The sequence below is a fragment of the Curtobacterium sp. SORGH_AS_0776 genome, from assembly GCF_031453355.1.
In the GTDB taxonomy this organism is placed as follows: Bacteria; Actinomycetota; Actinomycetes; order Actinomycetales; family Microbacteriaceae; genus Curtobacterium.
Window position 1 is genome coordinate 1921652 of the sequence record NZ_JAVIYU010000001.1, and the last position, 17289, is coordinate 1938940.

Annotated in this window: 20 protein-coding genes and 1 tRNA gene; 12 read left to right on the top strand and 9 right to left on the bottom strand. The window is 71.5% G+C overall.

Going from position 1 to position 17289, the window contains the following annotated elements; translation table 11 throughout:
• Positions 1-3: 3 nt before the first annotated feature.
• Together QE359_RS09605 and QE359_RS09610 are read left to right on the top strand one after the other, a co-directional pair.
• Complete coding sequence (locus QE359_RS09605; RefSeq protein ID WP_071295918.1) at positions 4-294, top strand: hypothetical protein; 291 nt, start codon at positions 4-6, stop codon at positions 292-294.
• A 78-nt stretch (positions 295-372) separates the two neighbouring features.
• Complete coding sequence (locus QE359_RS09610) at positions 373-633, top strand: thioredoxin family protein (protein ID WP_092384087.1); 261 nt, start codon at positions 373-375, stop codon at positions 631-633.
• Here QE359_RS09610 and QE359_RS09615 read toward each other — a convergent pair.
• Genes QE359_RS09615 through QE359_RS09625 form a run of 3 tightly spaced genes read right to left on the bottom strand, consistent with a single transcriptional unit; the run spans position 577 to position 3712 of the window.
• Positions 577-2073: a DUF6716 putative glycosyltransferase gene (locus tag QE359_RS09615; RefSeq protein ID WP_309778984.1), complete on the bottom strand. Its 1497-nt coding sequence runs from the start codon at positions 2071-2073 to the stop codon at positions 577-579. The two genes, QE359_RS09610 and QE359_RS09615, sit on opposite strands and share 57 nt — an antisense overlap.
• A complete protein-coding gene (locus QE359_RS09620; protein WP_071295915.1) occupies positions 2070-2942 on the bottom strand; it encodes an N-acetylneuraminate synthase family protein in 873 nt (290 codons plus the stop codon). The genes QE359_RS09615 and QE359_RS09620 overlap by 4 nt, the downstream gene beginning before the upstream one ends.
• Positions 2939-3712: an acylneuraminate cytidylyltransferase family protein gene (locus QE359_RS09625; RefSeq protein ID WP_309778985.1), complete on the bottom strand. Its 774-nt coding sequence runs from the start codon at positions 3710-3712 to the stop codon at positions 2939-2941. Before QE359_RS09625 ends, QE359_RS09620 begins: the two co-directional genes overlap by 4 nt.
• A gap of 160 nt (positions 3713-3872) precedes the next feature.
• Here QE359_RS09625 and QE359_RS09630 point away from each other — a divergent pair, with 160 nt between their 5' ends.
• The 3 genes from QE359_RS09630 (at position 3873) to QE359_RS09640 (ending at position 6563) form a co-directional block, all read left to right on the top strand.
• Positions 3873-5906 carry a glycosyltransferase family 39 protein gene (locus QE359_RS09630; protein WP_309778986.1) on the top strand — a complete coding sequence of 678 codons (2034 nt, stop codon included), beginning with the start codon at positions 3873-3875 and terminating at the stop codon, positions 5904-5906.
• A 9-nt stretch (positions 5907-5915) separates the two neighbouring features.
• Complete coding sequence (locus QE359_RS09635) at positions 5916-6476, top strand: AAA family ATPase (protein ID WP_309778987.1); 561 nt, start codon at positions 5916-5918, stop codon at positions 6474-6476.
• Positions 6477-6490: 14 nt separating this feature from the next.
• Positions 6491-6563: transfer RNA gene (locus QE359_RS09640), tRNA-Arg, on the top strand.
• A 58-nt stretch (positions 6564-6621) separates the two neighbouring features.
• Here the strand turns inward: QE359_RS09640 and QE359_RS09645 are convergent.
• A complete protein-coding gene (locus QE359_RS09645; protein ID WP_309778988.1) occupies positions 6622-7953 on the bottom strand; it encodes a hypothetical protein in 1332 nt (443 codons plus the stop codon).
• 112 nt (positions 7954-8065) lie between these two features.
• Positions 8066-8332: a hypothetical protein gene (locus QE359_RS09650; RefSeq protein WP_070416608.1), complete on the bottom strand. Its 267-nt coding sequence runs from the start codon at positions 8330-8332 to the stop codon at positions 8066-8068.
• 164 nt (positions 8333-8496) lie between these two features.
• Here QE359_RS09650 and msrA point away from each other — a divergent pair, with 164 nt between their 5' ends.
• The 3 genes from msrA (at position 8497) to QE359_RS09665 (ending at position 10021) form a co-directional block, all read left to right on the top strand.
• Complete coding sequence (msrA, locus tag QE359_RS09655; RefSeq protein ID WP_070416607.1) at positions 8497-9024, top strand: peptide-methionine (S)-S-oxide reductase MsrA; 528 nt, start codon at positions 8497-8499, stop codon at positions 9022-9024.
• A gap of 38 nt (positions 9025-9062) precedes the next feature.
• A complete protein-coding gene (locus tag QE359_RS09660) occupies positions 9063-9266 on the top strand; it encodes a hypothetical protein (RefSeq protein ID WP_070416606.1) in 204 nt (67 codons plus the stop codon).
• Between the two features lie 131 nt (positions 9267-9397).
• The gene (locus QE359_RS09665; protein WP_309778989.1) at positions 9398-10021 is read left to right on the top strand and encodes a single-stranded DNA-binding protein; all 624 of its coding nucleotides are present in this window, start codon (positions 9398-9400) and stop codon (positions 10019-10021) included.
• A gap of 28 nt (positions 10022-10049) precedes the next feature.
• Here QE359_RS09665 and QE359_RS09670 read toward each other — a convergent pair whose 3' ends face one another.
• Positions 10050-10772: a hypothetical protein gene (locus QE359_RS09670; RefSeq protein ID WP_070416604.1), complete on the bottom strand. Its 723-nt coding sequence runs from the start codon at positions 10770-10772 to the stop codon at positions 10050-10052.
• Positions 10773-10929: 157 nt separating this feature from the next.
• Between QE359_RS09670 and ettA the strand changes: the two genes are divergently transcribed.
• Together ettA and QE359_RS09680 are read left to right on the top strand one after the other, a co-directional pair.
• On the top strand, positions 10930-12615 hold the full coding sequence (ettA, locus tag QE359_RS09675) for an energy-dependent translational throttle protein EttA (protein ID WP_070416603.1): 1686 nt from the start codon (positions 10930-10932) through the stop codon (positions 12613-12615).
• A 29-nt stretch (positions 12616-12644) separates the two neighbouring features.
• A complete protein-coding gene (locus QE359_RS09680) occupies positions 12645-13100 on the top strand; it encodes a thioesterase family protein (protein ID WP_309778990.1) in 456 nt (151 codons plus the stop codon).
• Between the two features lie 26 nt (positions 13101-13126).
• On the opposite strand, the gene QE359_RS09685 is transcribed toward QE359_RS09680, so the two are convergent.
• Positions 13127-13984 carry an acyl-CoA thioesterase II gene (locus QE359_RS09685; protein ID WP_309778991.1) on the bottom strand — a complete coding sequence of 286 codons (858 nt, stop codon included), beginning with the start codon at positions 13982-13984 and terminating at the stop codon, positions 13127-13129.
• Between the two features lie 58 nt (positions 13985-14042).
• Between QE359_RS09685 and QE359_RS09690 the strand changes: the two genes are divergently transcribed.
• Together QE359_RS09690 and QE359_RS09695 are read left to right on the top strand one after the other, a co-directional pair.
• Complete coding sequence (locus QE359_RS09690) at positions 14043-14744, top strand: hypothetical protein (RefSeq protein ID WP_071295907.1); 702 nt, start codon at positions 14043-14045, stop codon at positions 14742-14744.
• A 38-nt stretch (positions 14745-14782) separates the two neighbouring features.
• Entirely contained in the window at positions 14783-15625 is an 843-nt protein-coding gene (locus QE359_RS09695) for an NAD(P)H-binding protein (RefSeq protein WP_309778992.1), read from the top strand.
• 134 nt (positions 15626-15759) lie between these two features.
• On the opposite strand, the gene QE359_RS09700 is transcribed toward QE359_RS09695, so the two are convergent.
• The gene (locus QE359_RS09700) at positions 15760-16200 is read right to left on the bottom strand and encodes a globin (protein ID WP_309778993.1); all 441 of its coding nucleotides are present in this window, start codon (positions 16198-16200) and stop codon (positions 15760-15762) included.
• Positions 16197-17273, bottom strand: a complete 1077-nt coding sequence (locus QE359_RS09705) for a mechanosensitive ion channel domain-containing protein (RefSeq protein ID WP_309778994.1) — start codon at positions 17271-17273, stop codon at positions 16197-16199. Before QE359_RS09705 ends, QE359_RS09700 begins: the two co-directional genes overlap by 4 nt.
• Positions 17274-17289: the final 16 nt, after the last annotated feature.

Genomic DNA, 17289 nt, shown 5'->3' on the forward strand with positions numbered 1-17289 from the left:
TGCATGAGCGACATCACCATCCACGAAGGCGACGAGTACACCGCGATCTTCCACGGCGGACCCTTCGACGGCACGACCGACACCCGCACGGCCACGAGCGACGCGCTGGACGACGAGGTCACGGTGTTCGCCGACGTCGAGGGACTCCAGACCGCGTTCACCTACCGAATGACGAAGTCCCGCCAGGTGCTCGACCAGACCTCGGCCGAGTTCGAGTACGTGCCGGGGGAGTCCGACCCGGTGGACGACCTCGCGGACCGCGGGGACCGCAGCGGCGAGTTCGACCGCGAGTAAGCAACCGCGCCGCGCCGCGCCAGGCCGCGCCGCGCCGCGCCGGGAGTAGATCCGGCCGCGCCCGCGTTGCAGGACCACATGCAGCTCGATCTCTGGACGTCCTCGTTCTGCGCCCCGTGCGCCGCCGCCCGCCGGGTGTCGGCCGAGGCGTCCGAGCTCGTCCCCGGGTTGCACGTGACCGAGCGCGACGTGGCGAACCACCCCGACCAGGCGGAGGACCTCGGCATCCGGTCGACCCCCACGATCATCGTGCGGCGGGACGACGGTGCCGAGGTCTTCCGGTCACCCGGCGTCCCGACCCGGGACCAACTGCTCCTCGCGATCGCCAAGGCGGTCTGACGGGCCACCACCGGACGCGGCCCCTCCGGATGCGGCCCTACCCGACCCGGACGCAGCACGCTGACTCGTCGGCGCGAGCAACACCGGCACCTCCGCCGGCCGCACCACCCGCCGTACCCGCCGGATAACCCGCTTCAGCGCCCGCACCGGCGCCCCGATCACCAGCGCGACGGCCCCGAGGACACTCCGATCGTCCGGCCCGAGGGCGTTCTTCCGCTCCCAGGCCCGACGGAGCACGCCACCGCGACTCCGGCGTGCCGCCGGTCGGTCGCGCAGGACCCCGGCGTCGCGGGACTCCATGAGCCGTTCGGTTCGTTCGGCCCAGTCGTTCTCCGAATACGGGTGGAAGTGGTTGTCGTGCATCCACTCGGCCCGGACCGTCCCGAACCGGCCGTCCACCAGGTCGACGGCGTCCCCCTCGAGCCCGCTGCCCACGAACACCTCGTTGATGAGGTGTCGCCCGATGCCGAAATCGGTCAGGGTGAGCGCGGGGATGCCCCTCGCCGCCGCTTCGAGCACGGCCGTCGAGCTGATCGTGACGAGGGCGACCGCCCGGTCGAGGTGCGCGGACATCGGCCCGCTCTCGACCACGAGGTTCGTCGGCGCGTCCGTCGGCACGAGGTCCGGGTACGGGTCTTGTTCGCGGTGCGTCTGGTGCTCCCCGGCGGCGGCACGGACCTTGATCACCACGCGCCACTCCGGGTGCCGACGGGCGGTCTCGGCGAGCCATCCGACGACGCGCTCCCGCTCGGCACGTTCCGCGGGGACGCTCGGCTGTGCGGCGAAGACGACGGAGTCGCGGATGATCGCAGCGCCGTCACGGCTCGCAGCGGCTCCGGACGGCCGCGCGAACGGCAGGGTCGCGAGCGCGAAGTGCGGCTCGACGCCGCCCTCGGTCGCGAGCTCCTCGTAGGCGCGGACCTCGCGGCGGCTGTGCAGCACGAACAGGTCGGCGCGCGCCCGGAAGAACACGCCCTTCCACTTCGCCGGGTAGGAGATCCCGGGCAGCCCCGTCACGAGGACGGGGCGTCGCGGCACACGACGGTGGACCTCCTCGATGACGAGCTCCGCCACCGGTCCGATCAGGGACACCAGCACGGCGTCCGGCGGGTCCTGCCGGAGCCGTTCGACGATGGCGTCGACCTCGAGCGCCCCCGGCGGCGCCGCGGCCAGGTGCGCCAGCCGGTCGTCGAGCCCCCGGAACGCCGACCGCAGCTGCGCGCGGCTCGCAGATCGCGGCGTCGCCACCGTGAGCAGTTCGAGGTCCCAGTGCGCGGGTGCCGTGGCGAGCAGGTGGGCGCCCCACTTCGCGAACGAGTCGGTGTCGACCAGACCGACCACGCGTCGGACGCGTGGCAGGGCGTCGGACGGGAGGCGCGCCTCCCGTCCTTCACTCGGCTCGCCCCCGCCGCCGGCCGCGTCCAGGTCGCCGCCCGTCACGCTCCGACGCGGCGCAGCTTCGCGAGCGGTGCCCGCTCGCCGGGCATGACCCGCTTCACGCCGTCGCCGAGCGCGGTCTCGATGATCCGGACGTCGCGCGCGAGCGTCTGCAGCCCGTGCGGTTCGAGCGACGCAGCGTGGTCGGAGCCCCACATCGTGCGGTCGAGCGTGATGTGGCGCTCGACGGCCGTCGCGCCGAGTGCCACGGCGGCGATGGAGATCTGCAGCCCGGGCTCGTGGCCGGAGTACCCGACCGGGACGCCCGCGTAGCGGTTCGCGAGGGTGTCGATCATCCGCAGGTTCGCCTCCTCGGCGGGGAGCGGGTACGTCGACGTGGCGTGCATGAGCACGAGTCGCTCGGTGCCGAGGGCCTCCACGGCACGGTCGATCTGCTCGAGCGTCGACATCCCCGTCGAGAGGATCACGGGCTTGCCGGTCGCGGCGACCTCGGCCAGGAGCCCGAGGTCCGTCACCGACGCCGAGGCGATCTTGTACGCCACCACGTTGAGGTCCTCGAGGAAGGCGACCGACGGCTCGTCCCACGGCGAGGCGAACCAGTCGAGCCCGCGGAGCGTCGCGTGGTCGCCGATCTCGATGTACTGGTCGCGGTCGAACTCGACGCGGTACCGGTACTCGAGGTAGGTCATCTCGCCCCACGGCGTGCTCCGCGGCGTCTGCTTCATGTGCTCCGGCGTGGAGATCTCCGGCGTCCGCTTCTGGAACTTCACGGCCTGCAGCCCGGCGTCGGCCGCGACGTCGATGAGTCGCTTGGCGATGTCGACGTCGCCGTTGTGGTTCAGGCCGATCTCGCCGATGAGGTACGCGGGGTGGCCCGCGCCGATCGTGGACGTGCCGATGGTGACGGTCATGGTGCTCCGTTCGGTGCGGGGACGTGCGGCTCGGTGGCCGGACGGTGGTCTGGTGCGTGCTCGTCGGACCGGTGCGCGGGAGGGTCGAGCCGTGGTGCGAGGGCGGACGCGAGCGCGAGGTCGGCCGGGTCGTCGACGTCGATCGCTCCGGCACCGTCGACGACGACGAGTTCGACGCGGCCGTGGAACCGGTGGCGGTGCTCGCGGAAGGCGGCGGCCCGGAAGGCGTAGAACGCGCCCGTCTCGCGGAACTCCGGCTCGCGGTCCTGCCGCCGGGGGCGGACGGCCTGGTCGTGGTTCACGGCACGGGCGGAGCCGTCGTCGCCGATCCGCCAGAGGAACGCGTGCGAGGGCGCCGCGGCGAACACCGAGTCGGCGTGGCCGTCGTGGACCCGGCTGACGGCGGCGTCGAGGTCGGCCGGGTCGATGAACGGCGAGGTCGCCTGCAGGAACACGACGACGTCGGGCTCCTCGCCCGCGGCCGCGAGCGTGTCGAGGACGTGCAGCAGCGCGGACTCCGACGAGGCCTCGTCCCCGGCGAGCGCTGCGGGACGCCGGACGACCCGGGCGCCGGCGGACACGGCCTCGGCGGCGATGGCGTCGCCGTCCGTCGAGACCACGACGGTGTCGATCGTCGTCGCTGCTCGGGCGGACTCCACCGCGCGACGGACCAGGGAGCGCCCGGCGACGGGGCGGAGGTTCTTGCCCGGGATGCCCTTCGACCCCGCACGGGCCGGGACGACCGCGACGACGGAACCGGTGGAGCGCATGCTCGGGACGCTACGAAGCCGCGGTGTCGCGGAGGCGAACACCAGGCAGACGCGCGCCGAACCGTTCCGGAACCCGACCGGGCGGACGCACGCCGCGCCTCCCGGCGCTTCCACAGCGCTGCCAACGGATGCCGAAAGCCGGCCCGGTGACGCTGGGGCCATGCGCACCAGCTCCCGCACACCCGCCGTCCAGCGAGCACGGTGGGAACGTCCTGCCTTCTTCGGCCTGCTGGTCGCGACGGCCGTCCTGTACCTCGTGAACCTCGGGGTGAACGGGTACGCGAACGCGTTCTACTCGGCGGCCGTGCAGGCGGGGAGCCAGAGCTGGGAGGCGTTCTTCTACGGCTCCTCGGACGCGGGCAACTCGATCACGGTCGACAAGCCGCCGGCGTTCCTCTGGGTGATGGAGCTGTCCGTGCGCCTGTTCGGCCTCGACTCGTGGGCGATCCTCGTGCCGGAGGCACTCATGGGCGTCGGGACCGTGGCACTGCTGTACGTCATCGTCCGGCGGCGGTTCTCCGCCGGGGCCGCGCTCGTCGCGGGCGCCGCACTCGCGACGACCCCGGTCGCGACCCTCATGTTCCGCTTCAACAACCCGGACGCACTGCTCACGCTGCTCATGGTGCTGTCGCTCTGGCTCGTCCTGCGCGGTGTCGAGAGCGGACGTGTGCGATGGGTCGTCCTGGCCGGCGTGGCCGTCGGGATCGCGTTCCTGACGAAGCAGCTGCAGGGGTTCCTCATCCTGCCCGTGCTCGTCGGCGTGTACCTGTCCTGCTCGTCGCTGCCGTTCGTGAAGCGCGTCGTGCACCTGCTGTGGGCGGCCCTCGCCGTGGTCGTCGCCGGCGGGTGGTGGGTCGCCGTGGTGGAACTCGTGCCGTCGTCGTCCCGCCCGTACGTCGGGGGGTCGCAGACGAACTCGTTCCTCGAGCTCACCTTCGGGTACAACGGCCTCGGACGGGTCACCGGCGACGAGACCGGCAGCGTGACCGGGGGCGGCGGAACTGCCGGAGCCGGCTCCTGGGGCGCCACCGGGCTGCTGCGGCTGTTCGGGTCGGAGTTCGCCGGGCAGATCACCTGGCTGCTGCCCACCGCACTGGTCCTCCTCGTGGCGGCGCTCGTCGCGATCGGGTTCCGGCAGCGGACGTCGCTTGCTCGCTCCCGCCTCGCCACGGTCATCGCGCTGGGTGGGTCGCTGCTCGTGACCGGGCTGGTGTTCAGCTTCGTGGGCGGGATCTTCCACCCCTACTACACGGTCGCGCTCGCGCCGTACATCGCCGGGCTCGTGGGCATCGGCGCCGGGGTGCTGTGGGAGCGGCGCGCGTCGTGGTGGTGGCGTGGGACGGCGGCGTTCGCGGTGGTCGTCACGGTGGTGTGGCAGTGGCACCTGCTCACGGCGGCGTCGGGGTGGCAGCCGTGGATCCGGTGGGTGGTGCTCGTGGTCGGGGTGGTGACGGCGGCGGCGGTGCTGGTGCCGGTGCACGTCGGCCGGCTCGCGAGGTGGTCCCGTCCGGTCGGCAGCGTCGCGGTCGTCGGCGCGGTCGTCACCGGCTTGCTCGGACCGACGGCGTACTCGATCGACACGGTGACGACCGCCCACACCGGGGCGCTGCCCTCGGCTGGACCGACCGTCGCGGGCGGCGGGTTCGGTGGCGGCGGGTTTGGTGGCGGGGCCCGCGGTGGCGGCGGGTTCGGTGGTGCTGGCGGCGGCCCTGGAGGCGCGGGTGGCGTCGGCGGGACCGGCGGACCGGGTGGGACGGGCGCGGCCGGCGGGACCGGCGGCGGGGCCGGGACCGGGACCGGTCGTGCGGGTGGCGGCGGGTTCGGTGGTGCCGGGAGCCTGCTCGGCGGGTCCACCGAGGTCTCCTCGGCGCTGCGGAAGGTGCTCCTGGAGGACGCCGACGACTACACCTGGGTCGCCGCCGCCATCGGTTCGAACAGTGCCGCGACCTACCAGCTCGCCACGGGCGCCTCGGTGATGCCCATCGGCGGCTTCAACGGCTCGGACCCGTCACCCACCCTCGCGGAGTTCCAGGCAGACGTCGCTGCGGGGAAGATCCACTACTTCATCGCCGGTAGCGTCGGGCAGTCGAACGGCGGCAGCGATGCGGCGTCGGAGATCTCCGAGTGGGTCGAGTCGACCTTCACCGCGTCGACGATCGGAGGCGTCACGGTCTACGACCTCACGGCGGGCTAGGGTCGACGAGTGCTCGGAGCCGACGACCCCCTCGACCCGGTGCCCCGTCGCGTCCTCGTCGCCGGGACCACGGGCGTCGGGAAGACCACCACGGCAGGGCGGATCGGCCGGGTCCTCGGGATCCCGCACACCGAGATCGACTCGCTGTACCACGGGCCCGGCTGGGTCCCGCGGGACACCTTCGTCACCGACGTCGAGCGGTACACGAGCGAACCCGCGTGGGTGACGGAGTGGCAGTACACCTCCGTCAGGGCGATGCTCGCGGAGCGGGCGGACACCCTCGTGTGGATCGACCTGCCGACGGCCGTGGCGCTGTGGAGGTTGTTGCGTCGGACCCTGCGACGACGGTTCGGCCGTGTCGAGCTGTGGAACGGCAACGTCGAACCGTCGCTGTGGACGTTCTTCACCGATCGCGGCCACATCCTCCGCTGGGGCATCAGCACCCGGAACGTGACGCGTCGTCGGGTACCCGAGCTCGTCGAGACCGCGCCGCACCTGCGTATCGTCCACCTCCGATCGCAGCGGGAGGTCGACCGGTTCGTGCAGCACCTCGGCGAGGGTCGCGGATAGAATCGGGGCCGTCCGCCTCCGTAGCTCAGTGGATAGAGCAGGTGGTTTCTACCCACCGTGCCGCGGGTTCGATTCCTGCCGGGGGCACACACGACGAAGGCCGCCGTCCATCGGGACGGCGGCCTTCGTGTCGTTCGGCGACTGCCTACTCGTCGTCGTCGGCAGCGCGGCGACGGAGCTCGCTCGCGCTGATCGGCTGCGTGTAGGGCGCTTCCGAGGTCTCGTTCGCGTCGGCCGGTTCGGCGGGGCCGTCCGCGATGCGGGTCGGGATCGACCGGGTGTGTGCGGTCGTCGAGGCGTCGACACCGCGGGCGTCGGACTCCGTGGTGCGGTTGACGTGCGCGTCCGCCGAGGTCGGCTTGGCGACCGGCGGCGTCGCGCTCGCGTCGGGACCGGTCGTGTCCGCCCCGCGGGGCCCGCTGCTCCGGGGGACCGTGGTGGGACGGTCGGTGCCGCGAGGGCTGCTCGGCCGGACGTCGTCGACGGCGTCGGCGTTGTCGGTGTCCGTGCCGGACGCGGTCGCCGAGCCGCGGTTGCCGGCGGGCGATGCCGGCGAACCCAGGGGCGCCCGGGTCGGGGTGGCGGCGCCGTCGCCGTACGCGCGGGTCGCGCCGTCGCCGTACGCGCGCGTGGCGTTCGTGTCGGAGATCGGGGTCGTCCGGTTCGTACTGGAGGTGTCCGAGATCGGCGTCGTCGCGTTCGGGTCGACCGGTGCGGAGCCGCCGCGGGTGACCGAGAAGCCTGCGCCCGCGGACGGGGCAGCAGTGGTGCCTGCCGCGGCGGCGCCGGCACCGGGGGCTGCGGCGGCCGTGCTCGACGGGGCGGGCGTGCTCGCCGGAGCGGGCCGGAGGGAGGTCATCGTCGGCGTCGGGCGCTCGGCGGGGACGGCGGTGGTCGTGCCGGCGTCCGTGGGTCGCGCGGGGGCGGCCTGGTCGGCGTTCCAGTCCTGCTGCCGCGTGATCAGCTCGGCGTCGGGGTCGGGCGAATCGAACTTCCAGCGCTCGAGGTCGCTCTTGAAGAGCTTGCGCGCCCGGTTCGGTCGTGCCTGCCACTGGAGGATGCGGTCACGGAACTCGGCGAGCGACTGCTCCGCCTGGAAGCTGAAGGTCGAGGAGTTCTTCTTGATGTCCGCGATCTCGTGCTGCGTCCAGTTCGCCGCGAGGGGCGCACCCGCAACGGGGAGCAGACGGAGTCGGATGTCGGCGTCCTCGGCGAGGTGGTCGGCGTACGCACGCTCGTCGTGCCCGAGGGAACCCCAGGTCGCGGCCTTGCGTGCAGCCGAGACGATGCCCGCGACGGCGGCGTTCCGCGCTTCGCGTTCCTGCATCGCCACGACCCGCTTCGTCGCCCCGCGGCCGATGAGCGCCGCGATGAAGCCCGCCACGACGATCGCGACGAACGGGATGAGCGCGCCGGAGATCACGCGCCAGCCGTTGTCGGACGAGATCCAGTCGGTCAGGTCGTTCCACCAGTCCATGCGCGCACCCTACTCACGAAACGGTCAGGCATCGGGGAGGTCGGGCGGTGTTCCGCGCATCCGACCGGACATGATTCCAATGTGGAACATCATGTCGTCCGCTGGGGCCGGATCAGCCCCAGCGCAGGCAGTCCACGGCGTCGTCGGCCGACCAGACGTTCGGGAGCTCGACGAAGCGTCGTTCGGTCGACACGTACCGACGGGCGCGGTAGGCGGTGCCCCCGGCGACGTCGACGCGGTCCACGTACCCGACGATCTCGCCGTTCGCCCGGGTCACGCGGCTGAGGTCGTCGCGGACGTCGAGGATCCGGAGGTCGCCGCGCGAGCGGGCCACGGGCGCGGTACGGATCCGGAAGACCGGTTCGTTCGTCGTCTGCATCGTGGTGCCTCCTGCTCGTCGGTGTGTCTCCGACGGTACGGCCGACCACCGACACGCCGAGTGCGCTCGGACGACCCGGGGAGCGTTGCCGGGGGCGTGCGCGTTGTGGAGGAGGCGTGCCCCGATCGCGGCTCGCTCCGAGCGGGGAACGGTAGGTTGCGGCCATGACGACGTTCGTGCTCGCAGGTGGATGTTTCTGGTGTCTCGACGCCGTGTACCGCACGCTCCAGGGCGTGCAGGACGTGGTGTCCGGCTACGTCGGCGGCGAGGTCGAGAACCCCTCGTACGAGTCGGTGTGCACGGGGACGACCGGTCACGCCGAGGCGGTGGCGGTCACCTTCGACGAGACGGTCATCCCGGCCGACGTCATCCTCGACGTGTTCTTCACGCTGCACGACCCGCGGCAGCTGAACCGCCAGGGAGCCGACGTCGGCACGCAGTACCGCTCGGCGATGTTCCCGGCCGACGACGACCAGAAGGCCCTGTTCGAGCGGGCGATCGCGCGCGCCTCGGACATCTGGGACGGCGGCATCGTGACGACGATCGAACCGCTCGGTACCTTCTACCGTGCAGAGGAGTACCACCAGGACTTCTTCGCGAAGAACCCCGGTCAGGGCTACTGCCTCGCGGTGGCGCTGCCCAAGGTGAACAAGGTCCGCAAGGCCTACAGTCAGTACATCCTGGCGTCCTGAGACTCCGGACGTCGGGGCCACGAGGAGGTGGTCGAACGATGACGAACAACACCGGGACCTGGGTCGCGGTCGGACCAGCGGGAGCGGTCGGCAGCATCCACCGAGCAGACGGCGGGTTCCGCGTCGAGCTCTACGGTCGGAGCGCGGGCGGCGGGACGTACCCGTCGCTCGAGTCGGCGAAGGGCGCCGTGCACGCAGCGCTCGGCCCGTTGGCGGACCGACCCGAGTTCCGCGCGCACTGAACGCGCGGTGCCCACGTCTCGACCAGGAGGCGCGGGGGACTCGTCCTCCACAACGCACCTGATCGGGTCATCCAGTCACAGATCGAGCCCCGGGTCGCTTCCGCGACCCGGGGCTCGATGACGATCGACGCATGAACGACACCATCACCGTCTGCGGGATCATCGCCACCGAGCCACGTCACCTCGTGACCGACACCGGCATCGCCATCACGAGCATGCGCCTCGCCTCACCGTCCCGACGCTGGGACCGGGCGACCTCGACCTGGACCAACGGCGCCACGAACTGGTACACCGTCACGGCCTTCCGATCGCTCGCGGCCAACGTGCACCGTTCCCTGAAGAAGGGCGACCGCATCGTCGTCACCGGGCGCATCCGCATCCGGACGTGGGAGCGGGACGGTCGCGGCGGCACCTCCGTCGAGATCGACGCAGAGGCACTCGGGCACGACCTCGCCTGGGGGATCAGCAACTGGGTGCGCGTCCCGCGGCACACGGGTGAGGCGACCGCGCCTCCGGGGAGCACCCCGGGCGTCCTGCCGCACGTCGACCCGGTCACCGGCGAGGTCGGCGCGGCGGGCACGGACCGCACCCCCGTGCCGGGTGTCGACCCCGACCCGACGGAGCCGGACGTCCGCGAGGAACTGCCCGACGGTGCCGAGGCCGCTCGCCACGCCGCGGCGGCGATCGGTCACGAGTTCGACGTCGTCGTGGGCGTCGACCCGGTGGTGGACGGGGACGAGCGTGCCGCGGCCTGAGCCGGTCCCCGTCCCCGCTCCCGGGCGCCTACCGCCAGTTCTGGGCGATCATCGCGATGCCCGCGACCTCGGTGGTGTCCCAGTTGCCGCCCCGGGGGAGCCCCGAGACCCGTCCGTCGATCGAGAAGCTCGCACCCTGGACCTTCGGGCTGTTCGTCTGCTTCGCCTTGAGCCCGTGGAACGAGAAGCTCGTGTTCCACGTGCCGGCGAGCCCGGTCCGACCGGACGAGTCGCCGACCTTGATCGAGATGTCGTTCACCTGCGAGTGCACGACGTCACCGTTGAGTCGGGCGTTCGCCTCGGCGTTGAAGAAGAGCCGCCCGTCGAGGTTCAGGGCGATCGTGCCGACCGTGCGGTTGTTGAGGATGACCGACGCGACGTCGTTCTTGTACCAGCGCAGCCCGACCGACGTCTTGCTGTGCGAGGCGCCGCCCATGTAGCCGTACGTGAACTTGCCGTTCTGCACCCGCTCCCAGATGAACCGGGGCTGCCCCTTGCTCACGGACGAGGCGGTGTCGGACTGGATCCCCACGGCGAACGCGTTGTTGTGGGCGTCGTGGACGTTGATGTACGACGAGTACCCGGTGCCCGAGCCGCTCTCGATGAGGTGCGCGGTGTACTGGACGTAGGGGTTGCCGCGCGGGACGGGCGACGCTGCCGAGGCAGCCGTCGCCGGGGCGAGCAGCGCGACGGTGAGCGCGGTGGCTCCCGCGAGGGGGAGCGCGAGACGGCGCAGACGCTTGGTGAACATGTCCTGATCCTCTCCGGTGGTCGATCGACCGTGCTCCCGGTGCGGAGCGGGGAAACGGTACGTCGAAGTCGGCGAGCGCAACAGCCCCCGTGCGTGATCCGGCGAACCGGCGACCGGGCAGACGGACGCCCCGCACTGTCAGTAGACTTGGCGCGATATGGCTGAGTACATCTACCAGATGGTCCGCGCCCGCAAGGCGGTCGGCGACAAGCTGATCCTCGACGACGTCACGATGTCGTTCCTCCCCGGCGCCAAGATCGGCGTCGTCGGGCCGAACGGTGCGGGCAAGTCGACGATCCTGAAGATCATGGCGGGTCTCGACCAGCCGTCCAACGGCGAGGCGAAGCTCACCCCGGGCTTCACCGTCGGCATCCTCATGCAGGAGCCCGAGCTCGACGAGTCGAAGACGGTGCTCGAGAACGTGCAGGAAGGCGTCGGCGAGATCCACGCGAAGATCACGCGCTTCAACGAGATCTCCGCGCAGATGGCCGAGCCGGACGCCGACTTCGACGCGCTCCTCGCCGAGATGGGCACCCTGCAGGAGGACATCGACGCGGCGGACGCGTGGGACCTCGACTCGCAGCTCGAGCAGGCCATGGCCGCGCTCCAGTGCCCCCCGGGGGACGAGCTCGTCACGCACCTGTCCGGTGGTGAGAAGCGTCGTGTGGCGCTCTGCAAGCTGCTGCTCCAGAAGCCGGACCTGCTCCTCCTCGACGAGCCCACCAACCACCTCGACGCCGAGTCCGTCCTCTGGCTCGAGCAGCACCTGCAGCAGTACCACGGTGCCGTCCTGGCCGTGACCCACGACCGGTACTTCCTCGACCACGTCGCGCAGTGGATCGCCGAGGTCGACCGCGGTCGTCTCTACCCGTACGAGGGCAACTACTCGACCTACCTCGAGAAGAAGCGTGCCCGGCTCGAGGTCCAGGGCAAGAAGGACGCCAAGCTCGCGAAGCGCCTCTCCTCGGAGCTCGACTGGGTCCGAAGCAACACGAAGGGCCGCCAGGCGAAGTCCAAGGCCCGTCTCGCCCGCTACGAGGAGATGGTCACCGAGGCCGAGCGCACGCGCAAGCTCGACTTCGAGGAGATCGTCATCCCCGTCGGCCCGCGCCTGGGCTCGCAGGTCATCGACGCCGAGAAGCTGCACAAGCAGTTCGGCGAGCGCATCATCATCGACGACCTGTCCTTCACGCTGCCCCGCAACGGCATCGTCGGCGTGATCGGCCCGAACGGCGTCGGCAAGACCACGCTGTTCAAGACGATCGTCGGCCTCGAACCGCTCGACGGCGGCACACTGAAGATCGGCGAGACGGTCGACATCTCGTACGTCGACCAGAGCCGCGGAGGCATCGACCCGAACAAGAACCTGTGGGAGGTCGTGTCCGACGGACTCGACTACATCCAGGTCGGCAAGACCGAGATCCCGTCGCGTGCGTACGTGTCGCAGTTCGGGTTCAAGGGTCCGGACCAGCAGAAGAAGGCCGGGGTGCTCTCCGGTGGTGAGCGCAACCGTCTGAACCTGGCGCTGACGCTCAAGCAGGGCGGCAACCTGCTGCTCCTCGACGAGCCGACGAACGACCTCGACGTCGAGACCCTCGGCAGCCTCGAGAACGCGCTGCTCGAGTACCCGGGTTGTGCCGTGGTCATCACGCACGACCGGTGGTTCCTCGACCGCATCGCGACGCACATCCTCGCGTGGGAAGGCCTGAACGAGGACGGCACGCCGAACTGGTACTGGTTCGAGGGCAACTTCGAGGCGTACGAGGAGAACAAGATCGAGCGGCTCGGCGCCGACGCGGCCAAGCCGGGTCGGGCGACCTACCGCAAGCTCACCCGCGACTGACCGTGGCGCGGTTGCACGCTCCGGTCCGCATGCGGTGGAGCGACATCGACGCCTACGGTCACGTCAACAACTCCGCGATGCTGCGCCTCCTGGAAGAGGCGCGCATCGTGGGGTTCTGGGGACCCGACCCCGAGGATCGCGCTCCGGACGGGTCGGTCCCGGAGCCGATCATCGACGGGCGGCCGGGTTCCGGCACCATGACCGTGATCGCGGCGCAGCGCCTCGAGTACCTCGCGTCGATCCCGTACCTGCGGCAGCCGCTCGACATCCAGATGTGGATCGGTCGGCTCGGCGGCGCGAGCATCGACGTCTCGTACGAGGTCTGGTCGCCGGTCGGGCACGAGCCCGCGGTGCTGTACACCAGGGCGACGACCGCGCTCGTGATGGTCGACGCCGTCAGCAACCGTCCGCGTCGGCTGACCGAGGCCGAGCGGGACGCGTGCGCCGCCTACGTCGAAGCCCCGGCGGAGTTCTCGCGCCCGTAGGACGGACCGCAGCACAGTCGGCCGGGTCAGCGCGGGACGCGCATCATCCCCTCCTGCGCGACCGATGCCAGCAGCCGGCCGTCCGGCGAGAACATCCGCCCGAACGCGAGTCCTCGACCGCCCTGCGCGCTCGGGGACTCCTGCGTGTAGAGCACCCACTCGTCGGCCCGGCCGTCACGGTGCCACCACATCGCGTGGTCGAGGCTCGCGCTCTTCACACCGGGGGTGCCCCAGGCCACCCCGTGACGCCGCATGATCGGCTCGAGGATGGACAGGTCGCTCGCGTACGCGAGGACGGCACGGTGCAGCGCCGGGTCGGCGGGGAGCTCGCCGTCGACCCGGAACCACACCGCCTGGTGGGCGATCTGCTCGCCCTGCACGTCGACGAACACCGGGCCCTTGACGTGCCGCAGGTCGATGGAGCGTTCGGCCCACGCCCGAGCGACGGGGTGGTCGATGGCCGACAGGATCGACGCGGCCGACGGTAGGGACTCCGGTTCGGGCACGTCGACGGGGAACGGGTCCTGGTGCTCGACGCCGACGTCCGGGCGCTGGAACGAGGCGATCATCGAGAAGATCGGCACACCACGCTGGTAGGCCTGCACCCGCCGCGCGGCGAACGACCGCCCGTCGTGGATGCGTTCGACACCGAAGGTGATCGGGACGTCGATGTCGCCGGGGCGGAGGAAGTAGCCGTGCATCGAGTGGATGTCGCGGTCCTCGATGGTGGCCTGCGCGGCGACGATGCACTGCGCGAGCACCTGCCCGCCGAACACCCGGCCGCCGGGGGACCAGTGGCTCGCGCCGGTGAGGATGGTCTCGCCGGTGCTCGCGCCGGTGTCCTCGAGTCTGAGGGTCCGCAGGAAGTCCGGTTCGCCGTTCACACCGAGCAGTCTACGAACGCCCCGGCGCCGAGCCGTGCCCGGTAGGCTGCTGGGTGACATGGGCACCTCGTTCACGCTTCCCGACGCAGCCTCCCTCGGTGACCTGCGCACGTACCTCGGACGGGCCGCCCGCATCGAGGACGGCTCCGTCCGACTCATCGCGGACTCCGGCGTCCTCGCGGTCTACACCGCGATCCTCTACCCGCTCGGGCTGCTCGACGAACTGCCGACGGTCCTCGGGCTGCGGACGTTCTCGCTCGCGCAGCCGGCGACCGTCGACGCGGTCGTCCCGCTGGCCTCGCTGCAGGAACGTCTGCGGCTGCTCGCCGACGCGCACGACGCCGAGCACGCCGACGGCGCAGACCCCACCCGGGCGACCCCGATCGAGGTGGAGCTCCCGCTCGAGGTCCACACCGTCACCTGGGCCGCGATCTCCCCGCCCCGCGGTGGCTGGGTCCCGCTGCCCGACGTCTCGCCGGAGCTCCTCCGCCGTGCCGCACGCGACGGCATCGCCGAGGTCGCCGACGCCGTCCCGACGAACGCCGGCGAGGCCATCGTCCGCAAGGTCCGGTCAGAGGTCTGGGGCCGTCCGGTCGCGGGCATCGAGCACGTCCCCGCCGGCGCGGGCTTCGCCGGGGAGAGCCTCGGCTTCCTCGGCCACGACCCGGTGCGACTCTTCGAGACCGGCCCGTGGAGCCGCCTGACCACCTCGCGCGGGCACGTGCTCGTCAAGCGTCGCGCCTGGACCCTCAACTCGTAGGCAGCCGGTTCCCCGACCGGTCGTGGTTGGCTGGCTCCATGCACGTCTTCCTCACCGGCGCGTCCGGGTACATCGGTTCCTCGGTCCTCCGCGCACTCGTCGCCCACGAGCACGAGGTCACCGCCCTCGTCCGCACGGACGAGAAGGCACAGGCGGTCCGCGACGCGGGTGGCCGCGCCCTCGTCGGTGACGTCACCGACACCGACGTCGTCCGCCGGCTCGCACACGAGGCGGACGCCGTCGTGCACACGGCCTCGGCCCAGGGCATCGACGCGGACTTCATCGCGACCGTGCTCGCGGCGCTCGAGGGCACCCCGAAGCCGTTCGTGCACACCGGCGGGATCTTCACCTTCGGCGACTCGACCGACATCTCCGAGCAGTCGCCGCTGTCGCCGCCGGCACTGACCGCCTGGCGTGTGCCGAACGAGGCGACGGTGCGGGCGAGCAGCGTCCGGACGACGATCATCGCGCCCGGCATCGTCTACGGCCGTGGCGCCGGCATCCCCGCCATGTTCGTCGGGGACGGCGAGCACGAGGTCCGACTCGTCGGCGACGGTTCGCAGCGCTGGACGACGGTGCACACCGACGACCTCGGCGAGCTCTACGTCCTCGCCCTGCACCGCGGTGAGCAGGACGGCTACGTCGTCGCGGCCACCGGGGACAACCCGTCGGTCCGCGAGATCGCGGAGGCGGGAGCGCACGGTTCGCCGATCGTGGCCGAGAGCGTCGACGCCAGCCGCGAGCGCCTCGGCACCGAGTACGCCGACGCGCTGCTGCTCCACCAGGAGGCCTCTGGCGCCCACGCGCGCAGCGCGTTCGGGTGGAACCCGACCCGGCCCTCGCTCGTCGAGGACCTCGCCGACGGCTCCTACGTCCGCTGACGCGACCGGGTGACGGACTGGAGGTGGGCCCCGCCGGCCGGTACCGGCGCACCGCGCCAGCGGGGTGACGGCCGTGCCAGGAGGGACGGTGCCAGCTGGCACCGCGCCTCCAGTCCGTCAGCCGCGCACGTCCGTCAGTCGAACGTGTTCGTCATGGCGTGCGCCGCCCGGTCGAGGTAGGCCCAGAGCTCTGCCTCGTCGAGGGGCGCGAGCTGGAGGGACTCGACCGCGTCGCGCATGTGGTGGAGCCAGCGTTCGCGGGCCTCGGACGTGATCCGGAACGGCATGTGCCGCATCCGCAGACGGGGGTGGCCGCGTTCCTCGCTGTAGGTCCCCGGGCCGCCCCAGTACTGCTGCAGGAAGGCCGAGAGACGCCAGATCGCCCCCTCGAGGTCGTCCGCCGGGTACATCGGCCAGATGACGTCGTCCTGCTGGACGCCCTCGTAGAAGCGCCGGACGAGCCGGTCGAAGGTGGGTGCGCCGCCGATGCGCTCGTAGAGGGAGCCGGTGGCCGAGGCGCCGTGCTCGCCGACCCGCAGCGTGATCGGCTGTGCGGGCGGGGTGGGGTCGGTCATCGCGGGTCCTTCCCAGCGTCGGGGTCGTCGGTCCGGATCGGCTGACCGAGGACGTTCTTGCGGCCGCGTCGGGGCTTGGTCGGCGCGGGCGTGGGCTGGGTCCGCACGGTGCGGAGACCGTTGATCGATGTCGCGTTCTCCCACCCGGCGGGCATGATCATCGCCATCGCGGGCAGGGTCACGCCGAGTTCGTCGACGGCGTGCTTCAGCCGGACGCGGAGCTCGCGGCCGACGACGTCGAGCTCGGACGCCCGGGTCTTCACGACGAGCCGGAACACCATGCCGGCGTCCGTGATCGACTGCAGGCCCCAGATCTCCGGCTTCTCGACGATGCGCTGGCGCCACCGGGGTTCCTGCGACATCGTGACCGCGGCCTTGAGGAGGGCGTCCTGCACGGCGTCGATGTCGGTGTCGTACGGGACCGTGATGTCGACGAGGACGCGCGACCAGCCCTGCGAGAGGTTGCCGACACGCAGGATCTGCCCGTTCGGCACGAACCAGAGGATGCCGTTCACGTCGCGGATCTGCATGACCCGCAGCCCGACGTTCTCGACGACGCCGGTGGCCTGGCCGGTGTCGACGACGTCGCCGACGCCGGCCTGGTCCTCGAGGATCATGAACACACCGGAGAGCAGGTCGCGCACGATGCTCTGTGCGCCGACCGCGAGCCCGGCGGCGACGAGCGAGGCACCGCCGACGATCCCGACGGCCGCGTTCGGGATGACGAGCGGGATGATGACGACGAGTGCGAGCACGACGACGATCACCGTCGCGAGGTTCTCGAGCACGCTGCCGAGCGTGCGGGTGCGCTGCACGACGCGGGCGGTCTGGATCGGCGAGGCGATGAGTGCCTGCGTGTCGGTCGCGCCCTGACGCTTCTTCACGCCGTTCACGACGCGGTCGACGACGCCCTTGATCGAGTGCCGCAGGATGATCCGCAGGACCAGCGCGGCGAGGATCGTGATGACGATCGTGATCGGGACGTGCCAGGTGGCGACGAACTCGCCGAACGTCTGCGAGACGGCCTCTGCCGGGCCTGACGGGGTCGGGGAGGGAACTGCAACCAAGGTCATGATCCGGTCGATGCTA

Bases quoted from the DNA above. Each gene is read 5' to 3' on its own strand.
- QE359_RS09605 (WP_071295918.1), top strand. From the start codon at position 4: ATGAGCGACATCACCATCCACGAAGGCGACGAGTACACCGCGATCTTC.
- QE359_RS09610 (WP_092384087.1), top strand. From the start codon at position 373: ATGCAGCTCGATCTCTGGACGTCCTCGTTCTGCGCCCCGTGCGCCGCC.
- QE359_RS09620 (WP_071295915.1), bottom strand. From the start codon at position 2,942: ATGACCGTCACCATCGGCACGTCCACGATCGGCGCGGGCCACCCCGCG.
- QE359_RS09625 (WP_309778985.1), bottom strand. From the start codon at position 3,712: ATGCGCTCCACCGGTTCCGTCGTCGCGGTCGTCCCGGCCCGTGCGGGG.
- QE359_RS09630 (WP_309778986.1), top strand. From the start codon at position 3,873: ATGCGCACCAGCTCCCGCACACCCGCCGTCCAGCGAGCACGGTGGGAA.
- QE359_RS09645 (WP_309778988.1), bottom strand. From the start codon at position 7,953: ATGGACTGGTGGAACGACCTGACCGACTGGATCTCGTCCGACAACGGC.
- QE359_RS09650 (WP_070416608.1), bottom strand. From the start codon at position 8,332: ATGCAGACGACGAACGAACCGGTCTTCCGGATCCGTACCGCGCCCGTG.
- msrA (WP_070416607.1), top strand. From the start codon at position 8,497: ATGACGACGTTCGTGCTCGCAGGTGGATGTTTCTGGTGTCTCGACGCC.
- QE359_RS09660 (WP_070416606.1), top strand. From the start codon at position 9,063: ATGACGAACAACACCGGGACCTGGGTCGCGGTCGGACCAGCGGGAGCG.
- QE359_RS09665 (WP_309778989.1), top strand. From the start codon at position 9,398: ATGAACGACACCATCACCGTCTGCGGGATCATCGCCACCGAGCCACGT.
- QE359_RS09670 (WP_070416604.1), bottom strand. From the start codon at position 10,772: ATGTTCACCAAGCGTCTGCGCCGTCTCGCGCTCCCCCTCGCGGGAGCC.
- ettA (WP_070416603.1), top strand. From the start codon at position 10,930: ATGGCTGAGTACATCTACCAGATGGTCCGCGCCCGCAAGGCGGTCGGC.
- QE359_RS09680 (WP_309778990.1), top strand. From the start codon at position 12,645: ATGCGGTGGAGCGACATCGACGCCTACGGTCACGTCAACAACTCCGCG.
- QE359_RS09690 (WP_071295907.1), top strand. From the start codon at position 14,043: ATGGGCACCTCGTTCACGCTTCCCGACGCAGCCTCCCTCGGTGACCTG.
- QE359_RS09695 (WP_309778992.1), top strand. From the start codon at position 14,783: ATGCACGTCTTCCTCACCGGCGCGTCCGGGTACATCGGTTCCTCGGTC.
- QE359_RS09700 (WP_309778993.1), bottom strand. From the start codon at position 16,200: ATGACCGACCCCACCCCGCCCGCACAGCCGATCACGCTGCGGGTCGGC.
- QE359_RS09705 (WP_309778994.1), bottom strand. From the start codon at position 17,273: ATGACCTTGGTTGCAGTTCCCTCCCCGACCCCGTCAGGCCCGGCAGAG.